This window comes from Shinella yambaruensis (genome assembly GCF_022899355.1).
GTDB classification, from domain to species: Bacteria; Pseudomonadota; Alphaproteobacteria; order Rhizobiales; family Rhizobiaceae; genus Shinella; species Shinella yambaruensis.
The window spans coordinates 406,656-423,152 of the sequence record NZ_JALJCK010000002.1; the positions used below are offsets into that span (position 1 = coordinate 406,656).

At 64.6% G+C, this 16,497-nt stretch carries 16 protein-coding genes; 9 read left to right on the forward strand and 7 right to left on the reverse strand.

Going from position 1 to position 16,497, the window contains the following annotated elements:
• The first annotated feature begins 46 nt into the window (after nt 1-46).
• From ehuA to doeB, 9 genes are all read left to right on the forward strand, one after another.
• Complete coding sequence (ehuA, locus tag MUU56_RS05810) at nt 47-832, forward strand: ectoine/hydroxyectoine ABC transporter ATP-binding protein EhuA (protein WP_244766366.1); 786 nt, start codon at nt 47-49, stop codon at nt 830-832.
• Nucleotides 833-894: 62 nt separating this feature from the next.
• A complete protein-coding gene (ehuB, locus tag MUU56_RS05815) occupies nt 895-1,746 on the forward strand; it encodes an ectoine/hydroxyectoine ABC transporter substrate-binding protein EhuB (protein ID WP_244766367.1) in 852 nt (283 codons plus the stop codon).
• A gap of 204 nt (nt 1,747-1,950) precedes the next feature.
• Nucleotides 1,951-2,610 carry an ectoine/hydroxyectoine ABC transporter permease subunit EhuC gene (gene ehuC / locus MUU56_RS05820; RefSeq protein WP_244766368.1) on the forward strand — a complete coding sequence of 220 codons (660 nt, stop codon included), beginning with the start codon at nt 1,951-1,953 and terminating at the stop codon, nt 2,608-2,610.
• A gap of 2 nt (nt 2,611-2,612) precedes the next feature.
• Nucleotides 2,613-3,275 carry an ectoine/hydroxyectoine ABC transporter permease subunit EhuD gene (ehuD, locus tag MUU56_RS05825; RefSeq protein WP_244766369.1) on the forward strand — a complete coding sequence of 221 codons (663 nt, stop codon included), beginning with the start codon at nt 2,613-2,615 and terminating at the stop codon, nt 3,273-3,275.
• Entirely contained in the window at nt 3,275-4,051 is a 777-nt protein-coding gene (gene eutA, locus MUU56_RS05830; protein ID WP_398430925.1) for an ectoine utilization protein EutA, read from the forward strand. The genes ehuD and eutA overlap by 1 nt, the downstream gene beginning before the upstream one ends.
• Before the next feature lie 3 nt (nt 4,052-4,054).
• Nucleotides 4,055-5,062 (forward strand): hydroxyectoine utilization dehydratase EutB, encoded by a 1,008-nt coding sequence (gene eutB, locus MUU56_RS05835; RefSeq protein ID WP_244766370.1) that lies wholly within the window; start codon nt 4,055-4,057, stop codon nt 5,060-5,062.
• Nucleotides 5,059-6,051 carry an ectoine utilization protein EutC gene (gene eutC, locus MUU56_RS05840; RefSeq protein WP_244766371.1) on the forward strand — a complete coding sequence of 331 codons (993 nt, stop codon included), beginning with the start codon at nt 5,059-5,061 and terminating at the stop codon, nt 6,049-6,051. The genes eutB and eutC overlap by 4 nt, the downstream gene beginning before the upstream one ends.
• A 34-nt stretch (nt 6,052-6,085) precedes the next feature.
• Entirely contained in the window at nt 6,086-7,267 is a 1,182-nt protein-coding gene (gene doeA / locus MUU56_RS05845) for an ectoine hydrolase DoeA (RefSeq protein ID WP_244766372.1), read from the forward strand.
• 3 nt (nt 7,268-7,270) lie between these two features.
• Nucleotides 7,271-8,278 carry a N(2)-acetyl-L-2,4-diaminobutanoate deacetylase DoeB gene (gene doeB / locus MUU56_RS05850; RefSeq protein WP_244766373.1) on the forward strand — a complete coding sequence of 336 codons (1,008 nt, stop codon included), beginning with the start codon at nt 7,271-7,273 and terminating at the stop codon, nt 8,276-8,278.
• Between the two features lie 106 nt (nt 8,279-8,384).
• Here doeB and MUU56_RS05855 read toward each other — a convergent pair whose 3' ends face one another.
• The 7 genes from MUU56_RS05855 to MUU56_RS05890 form a co-directional block, all read right to left on the reverse strand.
• Nucleotides 8,385-9,236 (reverse strand): hypothetical protein, encoded by an 852-nt coding sequence (locus MUU56_RS05855; protein WP_244766374.1) that lies wholly within the window; start codon nt 9,234-9,236, stop codon nt 8,385-8,387.
• A 206-nt stretch (nt 9,237-9,442) separates the two neighbouring features.
• Complete coding sequence (locus MUU56_RS05860) at nt 9,443-9,769, reverse strand: hypothetical protein (protein WP_244766375.1); 327 nt, start codon at nt 9,767-9,769, stop codon at nt 9,443-9,445.
• A 259-nt stretch (nt 9,770-10,028) separates the two neighbouring features.
• On the reverse strand, nt 10,029-10,874 hold the full coding sequence (locus MUU56_RS05865) for a transporter substrate-binding domain-containing protein (protein WP_244766376.1): 846 nt from the start codon (nt 10,872-10,874) through the stop codon (nt 10,029-10,031).
• Nucleotides 10,875-10,995: 121 nt separating this feature from the next.
• On the reverse strand, nt 10,996-12,156 hold the full coding sequence (tcuB, locus tag MUU56_RS05870) for a tricarballylate utilization 4Fe-4S protein TcuB (protein ID WP_244766377.1): 1,161 nt from the start codon (nt 12,154-12,156) through the stop codon (nt 10,996-10,998).
• 15 nt (nt 12,157-12,171) lie between these two features.
• Nucleotides 12,172-13,566, reverse strand: coding sequence for an FAD-dependent tricarballylate dehydrogenase TcuA (gene tcuA / locus MUU56_RS05875; RefSeq protein ID WP_244766646.1), 1,395 nt, complete (start codon nt 13,564-13,566; stop codon nt 12,172-12,174).
• A gap of 175 nt (nt 13,567-13,741) precedes the next feature.
• Nucleotides 13,742-15,388, reverse strand: a complete 1,647-nt coding sequence (locus tag MUU56_RS32640) for an amino acid ABC transporter permease/ATP-binding protein (protein ID WP_280530948.1) — start codon at nt 15,386-15,388, stop codon at nt 13,742-13,744.
• A gap of 127 nt (nt 15,389-15,515) precedes the next feature.
• Nucleotides 15,516-16,496: an ornithine cyclodeaminase family protein gene (locus MUU56_RS05890; RefSeq protein ID WP_244766378.1), complete on the reverse strand. Its 981-nt coding sequence runs from the start codon at nt 16,494-16,496 to the stop codon at nt 15,516-15,518.
• Nucleotide 16,497: the final 1 nt, after the last annotated feature.

Consider the following 16,497-nt stretch of genomic DNA (forward strand, 5'->3'; position numbering starts at 1 on the left):
GCCGCGCATCGTTAGGCCAACACGGTCTCGACAGGGAGAGACATGCATGGCCGCACCCATCATCCGCATCGACAATATCGTGAAGCGCTACGGTCCCTTGACCGTGCTCGACGGGTTGTCGATGGAGGTGCTGCCGGGCGAGAAGCTCGCCCTCATCGGCCCCTCCGGCTCCGGCAAGACGACGATCCTGCGCATCCTGATGACGCTGGAGACGATCAGCGACGGCCATATCGAGGTCGACGGCGACCAGCTCTACCACATGCCGAAGAACGGCGGCCTCGTGCCGGCGGACGACCGGCACCTGCACAGGATGCGCGAGAAGATCGGCATGGTCTTCCAGCACTTCAACCTCTTCCCGCACAAATGCGTGCTCGACAATGTCACGCTGGCGCCGATGCTGACCAAGGGCGTGGCGAAGGCCGCGGCCGAGAAGCGGGCGATGGAGCTTCTCGACATGGTGGGCCTTGCCGACAAGGCGAAGAACATGCCCGCCCAGTTGTCCGGCGGACAGAAGCAGCGTGTCGCCATCGCCCGCGCCCTGGCGCTCTCGCCGAAGATCATGCTGTTCGACGAGGTGACCTCGGCGCTCGACCCGGAACTGGTCGAGGAGGTGCTGAACGTCATGCGCAAGCTCGCCTCCGAGACCGACATGACCATGCTGCTCGTCACCCACGAGATGGGCTTTGCCCACGATTTCGCCGACCGTATCCTCTTCTTCGATCGCGGCAGGATCGTCGAGGAGGGCAAGCCGGACGAGATTTTCCGCAATCCCAGGCAGGAACGCACGCAGACCTTCCTGCGCAAGATCATCGCGGCAGGGCACCGCGTCTGAGGATCTTCCTCGGAAACAATGCTCCAAGCAACAACCAGAGACAGCCAGAGGAGTTCGGAACAATGAGCATCAGGACGTTTTTGACCATGGCCGCCGGCGCGAGCGCGCTCGTCGCCATCGCCGTCGCTTCCCCCGCTACGGCCGATGACGGCAAGCTGGAGGAGCTTAAAGGACAGGGCTTTGCCCGCGTTGCCATCGCCAACGAGCCGCCGTTCACGGCGGTCGCCGCCGACGGCAAGGTTTCGGGTGCGGCGCCCGACGTCGCCCGCGAGGTCTTCAAGCGCCTCGGCGTCGGCGACATCGTCGCCTCGATCTCGGAATATGGCGCGATGATCCCCGGCCTGCAGGCCGGCCGCCACGACGTCATCACCGCCGGCCTCTTCATGAAGCCGGAGCGTTGCGCCGCCGTCGCCTATTCCGAGCCGATCCTGTGCGATGCCGAGGCCTTCGCGCTGAAGAAGGGCAATCCGCTCGGCCTCAAGAGCTATAAGGATATCGCCGACAATCCGGATGCCAAGATCGGCGCGCCGGGCGGCGGCACGGAAGAGAAGCTGGCGCTCGAAGCCGGCGTGCCGCGTGACCGTGTCATCGTCGTGCCGGATGGCCAGAGCGGCCTGAAGATGCTGCAGGACGGCCGCATCGACGTCTATTCGCTGCCGGTCCTGTCCATCAACGACCTCGTCTCCAAGGCGAACGATCCGAACATCGAGGTCGTCGCACCGGTCGAGGGCGCCCCGGTCTATTGCGACGGCGCGGCCTTCCGCAAGGGCGACGAGGCGCTGCGCGATGCCTTCGACGTCGAGCTCGCCAAGCTGAAGGAATCCGGTGAATTCGCCAAGATCATCGAGCCCTACGGCTTCTCCGCCGCAGCGGCCATGTCGACGACGCGCGAAAAGCTCTGCGCGGCGCAGTAGAATGGTGGATCTGCCCCTCATCCCGCTGCCGCGACCTTCTCCCCGTAGACGGGGAGAAGGGGCTGGTGGCCAGGCTTTCCCGTCACCGCGTGCTTTGGTGGGCGGGAAGCCGGCTCCTGTTCTGCCTTCTCCCCGCTTGCGGGGAGAAGGTGCCGGCAGGCGGATGAGGGGCGATGCTCCGTTGACGTTAACGTGGAACACACCATGACCGACTGGTCCGGCTATATAGGCTTGATCCTGCAAGGCGCGCTGGTGACGCTTCAGCTCACCGTGATGGGCTCGGCGCTCGCCCTCGTCATGGCCTTCGTCGCCGGGCTCGGGCGCGTCAGCCGCTTCATCGCGGTCCGGGCGCTCGCCACCACCTATATCGAGTTCTTCCGCGGCACATCGATCTTCGTGCAGCTCTTCTGGGTCTATTTCGTGCTGCCCTTTGCCGGCGTCACGCTCTCGCCGCTGCAGGCGGGCGTCCTGGCGCTCGGCCTCAATGTCGGGGCCTACGGGGCGGAGGTGGTGCGCGGCGCGGTCAAGGCGATCGGGCGCGAGCAGCGCGAGGCCTGCATCGCGCTCAACCTGACGCGCGGCCAGGCGATGCGCCACGTCATCCTGCCGCAGGCGCTGCCCCTGATGCTGCCGACCTTCTGCAACAATGCGATCGAGCTCCTGAAGGGCACGGCCGTCGTCTCGCTGATCTCGCTCACCGACATGACCTTCCAGGCCCAGGTGGTGCGCGCGCAGACCGGCAACACGCTGATCCCCTTCGCCACCATCCTCGTGCTCTACTTCCTGATGGCGCTCGCCATCTCCACCGCCATGCGCTGGCTGGAACGGCGCGTCACCCGCGGCCTCGATGGTGTGAGGACCTGACGATGGAATGGGACTGGAATTTCGTCTGGGAGATCATGCCGACCCTGCTTCAGGGCCTGAAGATCACCCTGTTGGCGACCGTGCTTGGCGCCGCCGTCGCCACCGTGATCGGCCTCGTCTTCGCGATCCTGCGCATGACGGCGCCGAAGCCGATCGCCAGGGCCACGGGTTTCGTCGTGGAGTTCATCCGCGGCACGCCGCTGCTTGTGCAGCTCTATTTCATCTTCTACGTGCTGCCCGATATCGGCATCCGCCTGCCGGCGCTGCTCGCCGGCGTCATCGGCCTCGGCCTGCACTACGGCACCTATGCGGCGGAGGTCTATCGCGCCGGCATCGAGAACGTGCCGCGCGGGCAGTGGGAGGCGGCGAAGGCGACGAACCTCACCGGCCGCCAGACCTGGATCCACGTCGTCCTGCCGCAGGCAATCCCGCCGATGATCCCGGCGCTTGCCAACTACCTGATCGCCATGTTCAAGGAGACGCCGCTGCTCTCCGCCATCACGGTGCTCGAACTGATGAACCAGGCCAAGAGCGTCGCCAACAGCAGCTATCGCTACATCGAGCCGATGACGCTGGTCGGCGTGTTCTTCCTGATCATGAGCCTGATCTCCGTCGTCTTCCTGCGCTGGCTGGAAGAGCGCTACGCCCGGGTGGAGGAACGCTGATGCAGACCCTTGATCTCTCGCTGGCCTCCCGCGCGCCGAAACTCGACGATCGCCCGCTGGAAAAACGCGTCGGCCTGATCATCCTGGCGACCGACCACACGACGGAGGTGGATTTCCAGCGCATGGTGGCGAACGGACGGATCGGCGTCTATGCCACCCGCATTCCCTACGCCAACCCGGTGACGCCGGAGAACCTCGCCGCCATGCAGCCCTCGCTGACGGCGGGCGCGGCGCTCATCCTGCCGGATGAACCGCTGGATGTCGTGATGTATTCCTGCACCTCGGCCTCGGTCGTCATCGGCGACGCGGCAGTGAAGGCGGCGATCAAGGCGGCCAAGCCCACCGCCACGGTGGTGACGCCGACCGCTGCCGCGGTTTCCGGCCTGAAGGCGCTCGGCGCGAAGCGGATTTCCGTCCTGACGCCCTATACGCTCGAAACCAGCCGGCCGATGGCCGACTATTTCCTGGCGCTCGGCTTCGATATCGCCCGCTTCACCTGCCTCGGCCTTTCCGACGATCGGGACATGGCGCGGATTTCCCCAGAAGAGATCGTCGCCTTCGCGAAGGAGGCGACGGCGCCGGAGTGCGACGCGCTCTTCATCTCCTGCACCGCCGTGCGCGCGGCGGGCGTGGCGGCGCAGATTGAGGCCGCCATCGGCAAGCCGGTCGTCACCAGCAACCTTGCTACCGCCTGGGCATGCCTTCGCCTTTGCGGCGACGAAACGGCTCGGCCGGCGCTCGGCCGGCTGATGACGCGCGCCTATCCGGGACGGTGACGCATGACGAAGACAGACCTTCCCGTGACATTGGCGGATATCGAACTGGCTGCCCGGCGTATCGACGGCCGCGTGCTGCGCACGCCCTTCGTCCCGTCGGCGTCGCTGACCGAACGCTGCGGCGTGCCGGTCGGCCTGAAGCTCGAACACCATCAGACGACGGGCAGCTTCAAGCTGCGCGGGGCGACGAATGCCGTGCTGTCGCTTTCGGCGGACCAGCGGGCACGCGGCGTCGTGGCCGCCTCGACGGGCAATCATGGGCGGGCGCTTGCCTATGCGGCGAAGGCCGAGGGATCGGTCGCGACGATCTGCATGTCGCGGCTCGTGCCGGAGAACAAGGTCGCGGAGATCCGCCGGCTCGGCGCGGACGTGCGCATTGTCGGCCGGTCGCAGGACGAGGCGCAGGTCGAGGTGGACCGGCTGGTCACCGAGGCCGGCCTGGTCATGGTGCCGCCTTTCGACAATGCGACGGTCGTGGCGGGGCAGGGCACACTCGGCCTCGAGATCGTCGAGGCGATGCCGGATGTCGCGACCGTTCTCGTGCCGCTGTCGGGCGGCGGGCTGGCGGCGGGCGTTGCCGCGGCGGTGAAGGGGCGCGTGCCGAAGGCGCGTGTCATCGGCCTCACCATGGAGCGCGGCGCGGCGATGAAGGCGAGCCTCGATGCGGGGCGGCCGGTCGCGGTCGAGGAGGTGGCGAGCCTTGCCGATTCGCTCGGCGGCGGCATCGGCCTCGACAATGCCGTGACCTTTCAAATGTGCCGCGCGCTGCTCGACGAGGTGATCCTCCTGTCGGAAGCGGAGATCGCGGCCGGCATGCGCCATGCCTATGGCGAGGAGCGCGAGGTGATCGAAGGGGCGGCGGCGGTCGGCATCGCGGCACTGCTTTCCGGCCGACTTGGCCGGCTGGATGGCCCGGTGGCCGTCATCCTTTCCGGTCGGAACGTGGACATGGGCCTGCACAAGCGGGTCCTTGACGGCGTGGCCGATCCCTTTGCGGAGGACAGAACGTGACGCGGATGAAGATACTGACGGAAGCGGAGCTGCGGCGCATCGTTCCGCTCGACCTTGAAGCCATCGCCTGCGTGGAGGACGCCTTCCATGCGCTCGCCACCAAGGCCGTCGCCATGCCGCCGATCCTTCGGCTCGACATTCCCGAGCACCGCGGCGAGGTGGACGTGAAGACCGCCTATGTGCCCGGTCTCTCCGGGTTCGCCATCAAGATCAGCCCCGGCTTCTTCGACAATCCGAAGATCGGCCTGCCGAGCACCAACGGCCTGATGGTGCTGTTCTCGGCGACGACCGGCCTCGTCGAGGCGGTGCTGCTCGACAACGGCTACCTGACGGATGTGCGTACCGCCGCGGCCGGTGCCGTCGCCGCCCGGCACCTCTCGCGTCCGGATGCGACGGTCGCCGCCATCTTCGGTGCCGGCATGCAGGCGAAGCTGCAACTGGAGGCCTTGTGCCTCGTCCGGCCGATCCGGGAGGCCCGCCTCTGGGCGCGCGACGGAAGGAAGGCGGGGGCGGCTGCGTTGGAACTGACGGCAAGGCTCGGCCTTCCCGTCCGCGTCGAGGCCGATGGCCGGGCGGCGGTCGATGGTGCGGATATCATCGTCACCACCACGCCCTCGGAAACCCCTGTCCTCAAGGCCGAATGGCTCCAGCCCGGCCAGCATGTCACGGCCATGGGCTCGGATGCCGAGCACAAGAACGAGATCGAGCCGGCCGTCATCACGGGCGCCGGCCTCTATGTCGCCGACAGCCTCAAGCAGACGCGCCGGCTCGGCGAACTGCACCACGCCATCGCGGCGGGGCTCGTGACGGAGGGCGCGGGCTTCCCCGAACTCGGCGAGATCGTCGCCGGGCGCAAACCGGGCCGCAGCGGCCCCGAAGAGATCACCGTGGCGGACCTGACCGGCACGGGCATTCAGGACACGGCCATCGCAACGCTTGCTGCCGCCCGCGCGGCAGCGGCGGGCGCCGGCACGACCTTCGAGAGTTGAGACCGGCTTCTCGCCGGGTATAGAGGAAAAACCGATGAAACAAGCGAACCTGAAGTTCTCACTTCCGGAGTATGAGGCGCGCCTTGAGAAAACGCGCAGGGCCATGGAAGCCAAGGGCATCGACGTCCTGATCTGCAGCGATCCCTCCAACATGAACTGGCTGACGGGCTATGATGGCTGGTCCTTCTACGTGCACCAGTGCGTCGTCGTGCCGCCGACGGGCGAGCCGATCTGGTACGGCCGCGGACAGGATGCCAACGGGGCGAAGTTCACCGCCTATCTGAAGCACGAGAACATCATCGGCTATCCCGACAACTACGTGCAGTCCACCGAGCGCCACCCGATGGACTATCTCTCGGCCAGGCTCGCCGAGCGCGGCCTCGACAAACTGACCATCGGCGTCGAGATGGACAATTACTGGTTCTCCGCCGCCGCCTTCGCCTCGCTGCAAAAACACCTGCCGAATGCCCGCTTCGTCGATGCCACCGCGCTCGTCAACTGGCAGCGCGCGGTGAAGAGCGAGACGGAAATCAAGTACATGCGCAATGCCGCGCGCATCGTGGAAAAGATGCACCAGCGCATCTTCGACAGGATCGAGGTCGGCATGCGCAAATGCGATCTCGTGGCCGAGATCTACGACGCCGGCATCCGCGGCACGGACGGCATCGGCGGCGATTATCCTGCCATCGTGCCGCTGCTGCCTTCGGGCGTCGAGGCCTCCGCGCCGCATCTCACCTGGGACGACCGGCCGATGAAATCGGGCGAGGGCACCTTCTTCGAGATCGCCGGCTGCTACAACCGCTACCATGTGCCGCTCTCGCGCACCGTCTTCCTCGGCAAGCCGACGCAGGCCTTCCTCGATGCGGAGAAGGCGACGCTGGAGGGCATGGAGGCGGGCCTTGCGGTGGCGAAACCCGGCAATACCTGCGAGGATATCGCCAATGCCTTCTTCGCGGTGCTCAAGAAATACGGCATCGTCAAGGACAACCGCACCGGCTACGGCATCGGCGTCTCCTATCCGCCGGACTGGGGCGAGCGCACCATGAGCCTGCGTCCCGGTGACCGGAGCGAACTCAAACCCGGCATGACCTTCCACTTCATGACGGGCCTCTGGCTCGAGGACATGGGCTTCGAGACGACGGAGAGCATCCTCATCACCGAGACCGGCGTCGAGTGCCTCGCCGACGTGCCGCGCAAGCTTCTCGTGAAGGACTGAACCATGGCGGACCGCACGCTTCGTCCGTCGCCGATCAGCCCCACCGTCGATTTCTCGGCCGAGGGCGTGCAGCACGGTTTCCTGCGCCTGCCCTACAGCCGGGACGATTCCGCCTGGGGCTCGGTGATGATCCCGGTGACGACAGTCAAGAACGGGGAGGGGCCGACGGCGCTCCTCACCGGCGGCAACCATGGCGACGAATACGAGGGCCCGATCGCGCTCTTCGACCTTGCCCGCACGCTGAAGGCGGAGGATGTGACCGGCCGCGTGATCATCGTGCCGGCGATGAACTACCCGGCCTTCCTGGCTGGCACGCGCACCTCGCCGATCGACAAGGGCAACATGAACCGCAGCTTTCCGGGCGCGCCGGACGGCACGGTCACGCCGAAGATCGCCGACTACTTCCAGCGCATGCTGTTGCCGCTCGCTGATATCGTGCTGGACTTCCATTCCGGCGGCAAGACGCTCGACTTCCTGCCCTTCTGCGCCGCCCACATCCTGCCGGACAAGGCGCAGGAGGCGAAGGCCTTCGAGCTGGTGCGTGCCTTCGGTGCGCCCTGGTCGATGAAGATGCTGGAGATCGATGCGGTCGGGATGTACGACACGGCGGCCGAGGAGATGGGCAAGGTCTTCATCACCACGGAACTCGGCGGCGGCGGCACGGCGACGGCGAGAAGCGCCGGCATCGCCAAGAAGGGTGTGGCGAACGTGCTGAAGGCGGCGGGCATCCTCAAGGGCGCCGTCGAGGCGTCCGGGACGACCTGGCTCGACATGCCGGACGGCAACTGCTTCTCCTTCGCCGAGGACGGCGGCCTCATCGAGCCGCTTTACGACCTTGGCGACATGGTAAAGACTGGCGCCGTCGTCGCCCGCATCCATCCCGTCGGCCGTACCGGCGTGGAGCCGCTGGAGGTGAAGGCAAGGATGGACGGCATCCTCGCCGCCCGCCATTTCCCCGGCCTCGTCAAGTCCGGCGACTGCGTCAGCGTCCTCGCCGCCGTCGTCGCGTGAAACCCTAATATCGTCGCCGCAAACCATTTTGCGGCGACGTCCGGGGTGGTCCTGCGTCAGCGGCTTTCCCTGGACAAAGGCAGCCGTCGAACATTTCCTGCGACCGTCAGAACCGCTCCTCGTTCTCGCGCGCCAGTGCTGCGAATGCATCCGAATCGGCAATGTAGCGCTGCCCGGCGGCGTCCCAGCGATAGGTCACGGCGATGGTGCGTGTTCCCGGTTCTGGAGCGGTTGCATCGCCGCATTGCTCCCCGGAGCCTGCTGTGCGTTCGGTTACGGTGGCCTCTATATCCGCGAACGGCGCTCCCGTCCCCTGCCGGATGTCGAGCCGCTGCGTGCGCTCGAAGGCGCATGCCCTGTCGTCCAGCGTGGAAATCCTGTCGACAAGTTCGAAGCGATCTTCGCGCAGAAGTACCAGGGCCGTGGTCGCATAGCCCTGGCTGGAATTGGAATGGGTGCTGCGGGTGACCAGCAGATCGTCACCTTCGCCGATTGCAAGCCGACCCGGTTCGGCAAAGGATGTCCAGCGGTCGAAGGCGACATCGGTCGCGTCGAGAAGCCTCGGCTCGCCCGTGACGTCGAAGAGGGCAAGTACGGCAAAACCGGAGGCGCTGTCCCGCGCCTGGCCGAAATCCAGAAGCAGCACCATCCGATCCAGACCACCGGAGCGCGCCGGAAGAGCCGCAAGCTTCAGAAGTTTCATCGCCTCTGGTGCAGGGCTGCTCCACGCTTCGCCACCAATATGGCGGACGTCGATTGCCCCGTCGCCGGAAGACGCCTCGCCGTTTGCGGCGATCCGGGGCGCGACGAGCCGGATGAGATCGGCAAAGGTCACATCCTTCCTGCCGGCGACCGAATCCGCGAGATCGGGAAACGACGCCGGTTCGGCGAACGCGCGATCAGCCGGCGTCCATGAGATCGCCAGCGCGATCAGCGCCATGCGCAACAGAACAACCATCGTGACGGCTCCCGTGGGATCACCTTGCGGAGAATAGCCGTTTTTTGTCGGACAGATAGGGAGCGCCGTCGAGCGCGAACCTGCCTGTCCCGTCGTGGAGCTCCTGCAGAAGTCTTGGTGTAAAGCCTGCATCATCCCTCGGTTCGCGTGTCATGCGGTCGATTTCAGGTTCGGCTCGATGAGGTTGCCGTTCACGGCCTTCTCCACTAGCCGGTGAGCCGGGTCAGATCGGAAACCCGCACCTCATGATGCTCGACGAATTCCGGCCGATCGAGCAGATATTGGTCATCCTCGGGATAGTAACGCGCGACGCCATAGTCATGGCCGGCAAAGCGGCGGACGGCGTCGAGATCCGTCCACCAGCTGATGGTCGAAATCTCGCTGGTGCCATCGCCGAGCTCGCGCAACACGATCTGGTAGCCAAGGTTGCCCTCGGTCTCGGCATAATGACCGGCGCCCGTCTTCTCCACGTACTGGACGTATTCTTCCGCCTGCGCGGTGCGGATGCGAGCCGACCATTTTCTGAGGATCATCTTTCCTGCCCCTATGTTTCGGTGTCCGGCTGACTTTCGCCGGTGCGGTGTCGCCACGGCTCGCGCCCGTGCGCGAGCCAGACCAGCTCGGGGTCGAGCGCGAGCACTATATCACATCCGGCGCGTCCTGGATGACGTTGGCTATCGCGGTGGCAGGTATTGAGCGGGCGACTGCGCATCGGCAGTTACGGACACGCTGACCGACGAGCCATCGGCGCTATGCTGATGGCTCGTCATCATTCGTCCTGGATCGACTTCTTTATTGTCGTGTCTCGATGGGAATGAGGATTTCGGCAGGCAGCCCATATTTCTCGGCCAATGCCTTGAAGCGGCCGTCCTGTTGCTGGACCGCCAACCCGTCGGCGATGACCTGGAGCATTTCCTTGTTGCCCTTGGCGACGACCATCCCGGTATAGATGTCCGTAATGACGGTTTGGACGATTTCCATCGACGCTTCCTTCTGGATTCGTGCGTTTGCCGCGACCGCGTCATCCATCACGAAGTCCATGCGGCCGGTCAGGATCTGGCGATAGGCGGATTCAGCGGAATCGGCGGGCCGGTAGTCGATTGCGGTCAATCCATTCTCGACGCATTTCTGGCTTTGGCGCTGAAGGGATTGCGCGGAGGAACCGCTCATGTTTGCCGAACCGACGAGGCCGCACACATCGTCGAGCTTCGCGATCTTTTTCGGATTGCCTTTCGGCACGATCACGCTTTGGCCGGCACGCGCGTAGAGAACGAAGTCAGCCTTCTCGGCGCGCTCGGGGCGGTAGTTGACCGAGCCGATCATAAGATCGGTCGAGCCGGCAAACAGCGTCGGGAGCAGGCCGGACCATGCGCCTTTGTAATATTCATACTTGAGGCCGGCACAGTCCATGACGTTCTGGATCAGTTCGGCTTCGAAGCCGATCATCTCGTCCGGATTGTCGGGGTCGGAATAGGCGAACGGCGGCTGCGCCGGCGACGCGGCGATTTTCACGACTTTGCCCGCAAAACCGGGATACTTTTCAGCGACCTTCCCGGGTTCGCACTGAGCGGCACTCGCAGAGGAGATCGCGGTGCCGAAGAATGCTAGGCATGCAAATGGCAACAACATACGTTTCATGACATTCTCCCTCTTTATTTTTTATAACTAGTATACTGGTTTAATAGTAGCGCGATGTCAAGCGAGGCGGCCGCGGAAAGTGATTTTCGGCAGTTGCGAACGGAAAAGCCGCTGCGGCGGATCACTCGCCGCCTGCCTGAACCGGATTGGGCCGACGCTTCTCGATCGCGTATTTCAAGAGAGCCGCGCTGCGGAAGATGCCGTGGGCGAACTTGCCGTAGGGCAATGTGAGGAAGAAGCCCATGACGAACCCGAGATGGACGGCGAGAAGCAGCGGCATTGCGGCAGTGTCTCTCCATGCCAGCAGCGCGAGCCCTGTCAGGCTCACGAAGAACAGAAGCGCTATGAAACCTCGATCCATCGTTTTCTGCGTCTCATCGGCCTGCATCGGATTACGCCGGATATTGAGCCAGAACAGCCCCGCGGGGCCGATCAGGAGGCCGATGCCGCCGGCGGTGCCGAGGAGGACCGGCAGGCTGAGGATCGGGTAGGGTGCCTCCATGGCGAACAGGTAGTGGTACAGGGTCGCGACCGACGTCGAGGCAAAGCAGAGCATGAACCCGTAGAACGTAAAATGGTGAAAGCGGCGCCGCCAGAGCGTGAACGCGTCGTCTTCATTGTTGCAGCCGTCACGGTGGCCTCCGTCGAGATACTGAAGCGTCAGGACAGCCCGGGCCGCTTCTCCTGCAGCGTTTGGAAGGGGCACGGGCTTTCCCGGCTCGGATACCTGCCTCCAGAACCGGATGACCCCGATCGCCAGCGCCAGAACAGAAAAGCCGAAGGCGGCACCAAAGAGGACGGCGAGGAGGTTGTGGGGGAAGATCACGTAGAATTGCCCCTCGAGGCCATGCACGAACAGGCTGCCCTGCATCAGGATCGCACCGATAAGGAACGCCGCGACGCCGAGGCTGACAGCCATGGCGACGGTCAGTCCGTTGCGGCGGTAGAGCACGCCGAGGGATTTCGGGAAGGCATATTCGACATAGGTGTCGCGCCGTACCTGCGCCAGTGTCTTCGGCACGTTGACGCCGAACTCATGCGGAGGCGCGTACTGGCATGCATAGAGGCAGGCGGAGCAGTTGTGGCATAGATTGGCCAGGTAGTGCGCATCGGCCACGTTGAAGTCGAGCCGGCGTGTCATGGCTGGAAACACTGCGCAGAAGCTTTCGCAGTAGCGGCAGGCATTGCAGATATGCAGGATGCGGTCGACCTCCGCGGCGTTCGTCTCGAGTTCGCGCTCGGCATCCAATGCGAGCCTTGTCAGGTCTTCAATTGCGGCCATTTCGAACGCCCTCCATTATGCCGGCCTGCCGAGCGCGGCGGCCGCGGCCCGGGTTCCGGCGATCCGCCCGAAGGCCGTGCCTATGCTCATGCCGACCCCGGCGGTGTAGCCTTTTCCGAGCACATTGCCGGCCATCATCTCGCCGGCGACGAAGAGGTTGGAGCTCGGCTTGTTGCCGAACCGCACCGCGGCCGTGTCATCCACTTTCAGCGAAAGGTAGGTGAAGGTGATCCCCGGCCTCAGGGCATACCCGTAGAAGGGTGGCGTATCGATCGGCAGAGCCCAGTGGGTCTTTGCGGGTACGACGCCCTCCGTCCGGCAGTCGTCGAGGATCGTGTGATTGAACGTGCCCGGCCGGCAGGCTGCATTGTAGCTGTCCAGCGTGCGCATGAAGACCTCGACCGGCACGCCGAGTCTGGTCGCCAGTTCAGGCAGGCTATTGGCTGTGATCCCCGGGAATACCGGAGGCATGAAGCGTCCGATCACCTTCCTGTCGATGATCGAATAGCCGATCTGGCCCGGTTGCTGGGCAACGAGACGTCCCCAGATGGCGTATCGTTTTGGCCAGAAGTCCTCGCCTTCATCGTAGAAGCGTTCACCATCGCGATTGACGACCACTCCGAGCGAGACGCAGTCGATGCGGGTGCAGATGCCTCCGTCATAGAGTGGCGCGCGCGCATCGATCGCGACGCAATGGCCCTGCGACGGATCGCCGATCATGTCGGCTCCGGCCCGCATCATGTCTTTGAGGAGGACCCCCTGATTGAAGCGGGTCCCGCGGATCAGGAAATTGTCGGCCGGCCATTCGCCGCGATCGTTGCGGCCCCAGGCCTCCCGCAGCCATTCCCGGTTCGACTCGAAGCCGCCGGCGGCCAGCACGCAGGCCCTGGCGGTGATCAGTTCTCCGCTTTCCGTGCGAGCGCCGACGAAGCGATCGCCGTCGAGCACGATCCCGGCCACCGGCGTTTCGTAGCGAACACGGACACCAAGGGTCTGGGCACTTCGATAATAGGCATTGACGAGCGCCTTGCCGCCGCCCATGAAAAATGCGTTCGTCCGGGCAACATGCAGCGCGCCCGATAGCGGCGGCTGAAAGCGCACGCCGTGGCGGCGCATCCAGTCCCGGCAATTCGAGGAGGCGCGGATAACGAGACGGGCGAGATGCTCGCTGGTCTCGCCTCCCGTCACCTTCAGCAGGTCCTGCCAGTATTCCTCTTCCGGATATGCCTCGACAAGGACGTCCTGCGGCGCGTCGTGCATGCAACGCAGGTTGCGGGTATGCTGGGAGTTGCCGCCGCGCCACTCCTTCGGCGAGGCTTCGAGCATCAGCACCGACGCGCCCGCCTCGCGCGCCATCAGCGCCGCGCACAATGCCGCATTGCCGCCTCCGATGACCAATACGTCAATCACGATGAAATCCTCACTTCGGGTCACCCGGAACCTCCCATTCGAGGGCACGGGTCATCGGCCGCCCCGGATGTCCAAGGAACGAGACCATTCACAGTCGGCAGTTTGAGAGGGCCCTTCCCTGGGACGTGCCTGCTCCCCGCACGGCGGAGCGGGCCGTCTGCCCGGCGGTCCCGCGTCAGTCGCGCCGGTCGACCATGCGCAGGAACTGCTTCGTGCGTTCCTCTTTCGGGTTGGTCAGCACCTCGCGGGCCGGGCCGTCCTCGACGATCACGCCCTTGTCCATGAAGACCACCCGATCGGCGACGTCACGGGCAAAGTTGATTTCATGGGTCACGACGATCATCGTCATTCCTGCTTCGGCAAGGCTGCGCATGACGGCAAGGACCTCGCCGACAAGCTCCGGATCGAGTGCCGAGGTCGGTTCGTCGAACAGCATGAGCTTGGGTTCCGTGGCGAGCGCGCGGGCAATCGCAACGCGTTGCTGCTGGCCGCCGGAAAGGCGCATCGGCAAGTGGTCCGCATGCTCTTCGAGGCCGACGCCCTTCAGCAACTGCATCGCGCGTTCGCGGGCCGCCTGGGGCTTCATCCCGTAGACCTGGATCGGCGCTTCCATGATGTTCTCCAGCGCCGTCTTGTGGTCGAAGAGATCGAAGCTCTGGAAAACCATGCCGATCTTCGCATCCGCCCGGGCCTTGGCCAGGTGCTTGGTGGGCACGAGCTTGCCGCGTTTGCGCTCGTAGCCGACATGCTTGCCTTCGACCAGGATCTCGCCGTCGTTCAGGACTTCGAGGTGATTGATCAGGCGCAGAAGCGTGCTCTTGCCGGAGCCGCTGGCGCCGAGGATGGCGACGACCTCGCCCGGATGGACCTCGAAGTCGACGCCTTTGAGAACTTCGAGGTCACCCCTTCCGCGCAGGTGATACGCCTTGTGCACGTTCTTGCAGATGACGAAGGGCGTATCGGCCGTCTCGCGTGCGCTCCTTGACGCACTGGCCGCGAGCACCTTGATGATGGAGTTGTCGTCGGGTTTGGCGGGCGCGGGTTTCGAACTGTCGGCGGCCGTGGTTCCGGCGCCGCCTGCCGCTCCGCCGTCGTCTGCATCGACGACCTCGTAGTGCTGGGTGCGCACACCGGTGACCCAGCGCTCCCAGATGGACGGCTGTTTGCTGAGGCTGCGCAGCTCCGGATCGAGCCGGCGCTCGATGACGAGCTGGCCGAGCGATATCAGCGTCGTCGTGAAGAGATAGAGCGATGCGGCAGCGATGAAAACCGTGAAGAAGTCGAAGTTTGTCGCGACGATCTGCTGTGCGCGGAACGTCAGCTCGTTCACGAAGACGACCGAGGCGAGCGATGTTCCCTTCAGCATCGATATCGTCGCGTTGGATATCTGCGGGGTGATCGACCGGAGCGCCTGGGGAATGATGATCCTGCGCAGCGTTATGAATGGGCCCATGCCGAGCGCCGAGGCAGCCACGGACTGGTTTCGCTTCACCGACAGGAGACCGCCACGGATAAACTCCGCCGCAAAGGCCGCTTCGTTCAGGGCAAAACCGATGACCGCCGTCGTGAACGGATCCAGCCGGATTCCCAGCCGGGGCAACGCATCGAAGATGAAGATCAGCTGCAGCAGGATCGGCGTACCGCGCATGATCCAGATATACACCCACGCCACGCCGCTGATGGCCGGATTCTTCGACATCCTCATCAATGCGAGGGCCAGGCCCAGCGCCAGGCCGCACACCATGGCAAGCGCGGTAATCTGGATAGCGATCCAAAGGCCCGTCAGCAGGTTCACGCTTGTGAGGTATTTCACGATTTCCATGACATGTTCCCTTATCGTTATTAAGGATACTAGTATAACTAATTTCCTTGTCAATCGGGATTATGATCGAGACATTGCGAGGTGCCGGGCATGCGCAACCCGGATGAGCGATCGAGACCCCGCAGGTCTAGAAGTCGACAACCACGCCCGCGCCCTTTTCCAGGGCCCGCCGGTAGACATGGCGGGCGATGACCAGATCCTGCACGCCCACGCCCGTTGACTTGAACACGGTCAACCTGTCTGCAAAGGTCCTTTGGTCGAGCTTGCCGTCCGCAAGGTCGCCGATCTCGGCGACAAAGTGATCGGCATCGTAGAGGCCCTCGGAAATGGGAATGAGATAGTCGCCGGCTTCGGCCATAAGCGCGTCCTTGCTCTCGATGAAGATCGCGGCCGCGGCCATGGTCGCGCTGTCTACCTCTCGCTGATCCTTGCGATGCGCTCCGAGCGCGGAAACATGACAGTTTGCGGTCAGCCATTCGCGTTTGATCACCGGATCGTGGGACGTGGTTGCCAGCGACACGAGGTTCGCGCCGCTTACCGCCTCTTCGTTCGATGCGCAGATCGTCACGGTGATGCCGGTTTTCCGCTCCACGACCCCGCGAAACCTTTCCGCAGCTTCCCGGTTCGGATCGTGGACCGTGATCCGCGACAACGGACGGACTGCGGCCATGACTTCCGCTTCCGCCTGACCCATCGGTCCGCAGCCGAGCACCGCAAGGTGCGAAGCCTCCGGCAAGGAAAGGAATCTCGCGGCGAGCGCGGAGCAGGCAGCGGTACGATACATCCCGAGCAGGGTTCCGTGCATGACCGCCAGGAGCCGCCCTTCCGTGTCGCCGAGGGCGATGATCTGCGTCAGGTGACGGGTGCCATCCACGTCCCGGAGCGTGGGATGACTGAAACCGAGCTTTGCACTGAACAGTTCCTCACCGGAGAGATAGCAGGGCAGGCTCGCCAGAAGGCCGCCTGTCCTGCTGGAAAAAACCCGGGTCCTCAGCGGCTGCACCGCCTCGCCCCTGCTCAACGCGGCCATCCCGTCGCCAATCTCGTCGACCAGCTTGTCCAGCTCAAGGCAATCGAGCGTGGCGGCCTTGTCCAAAATCAGTACCATT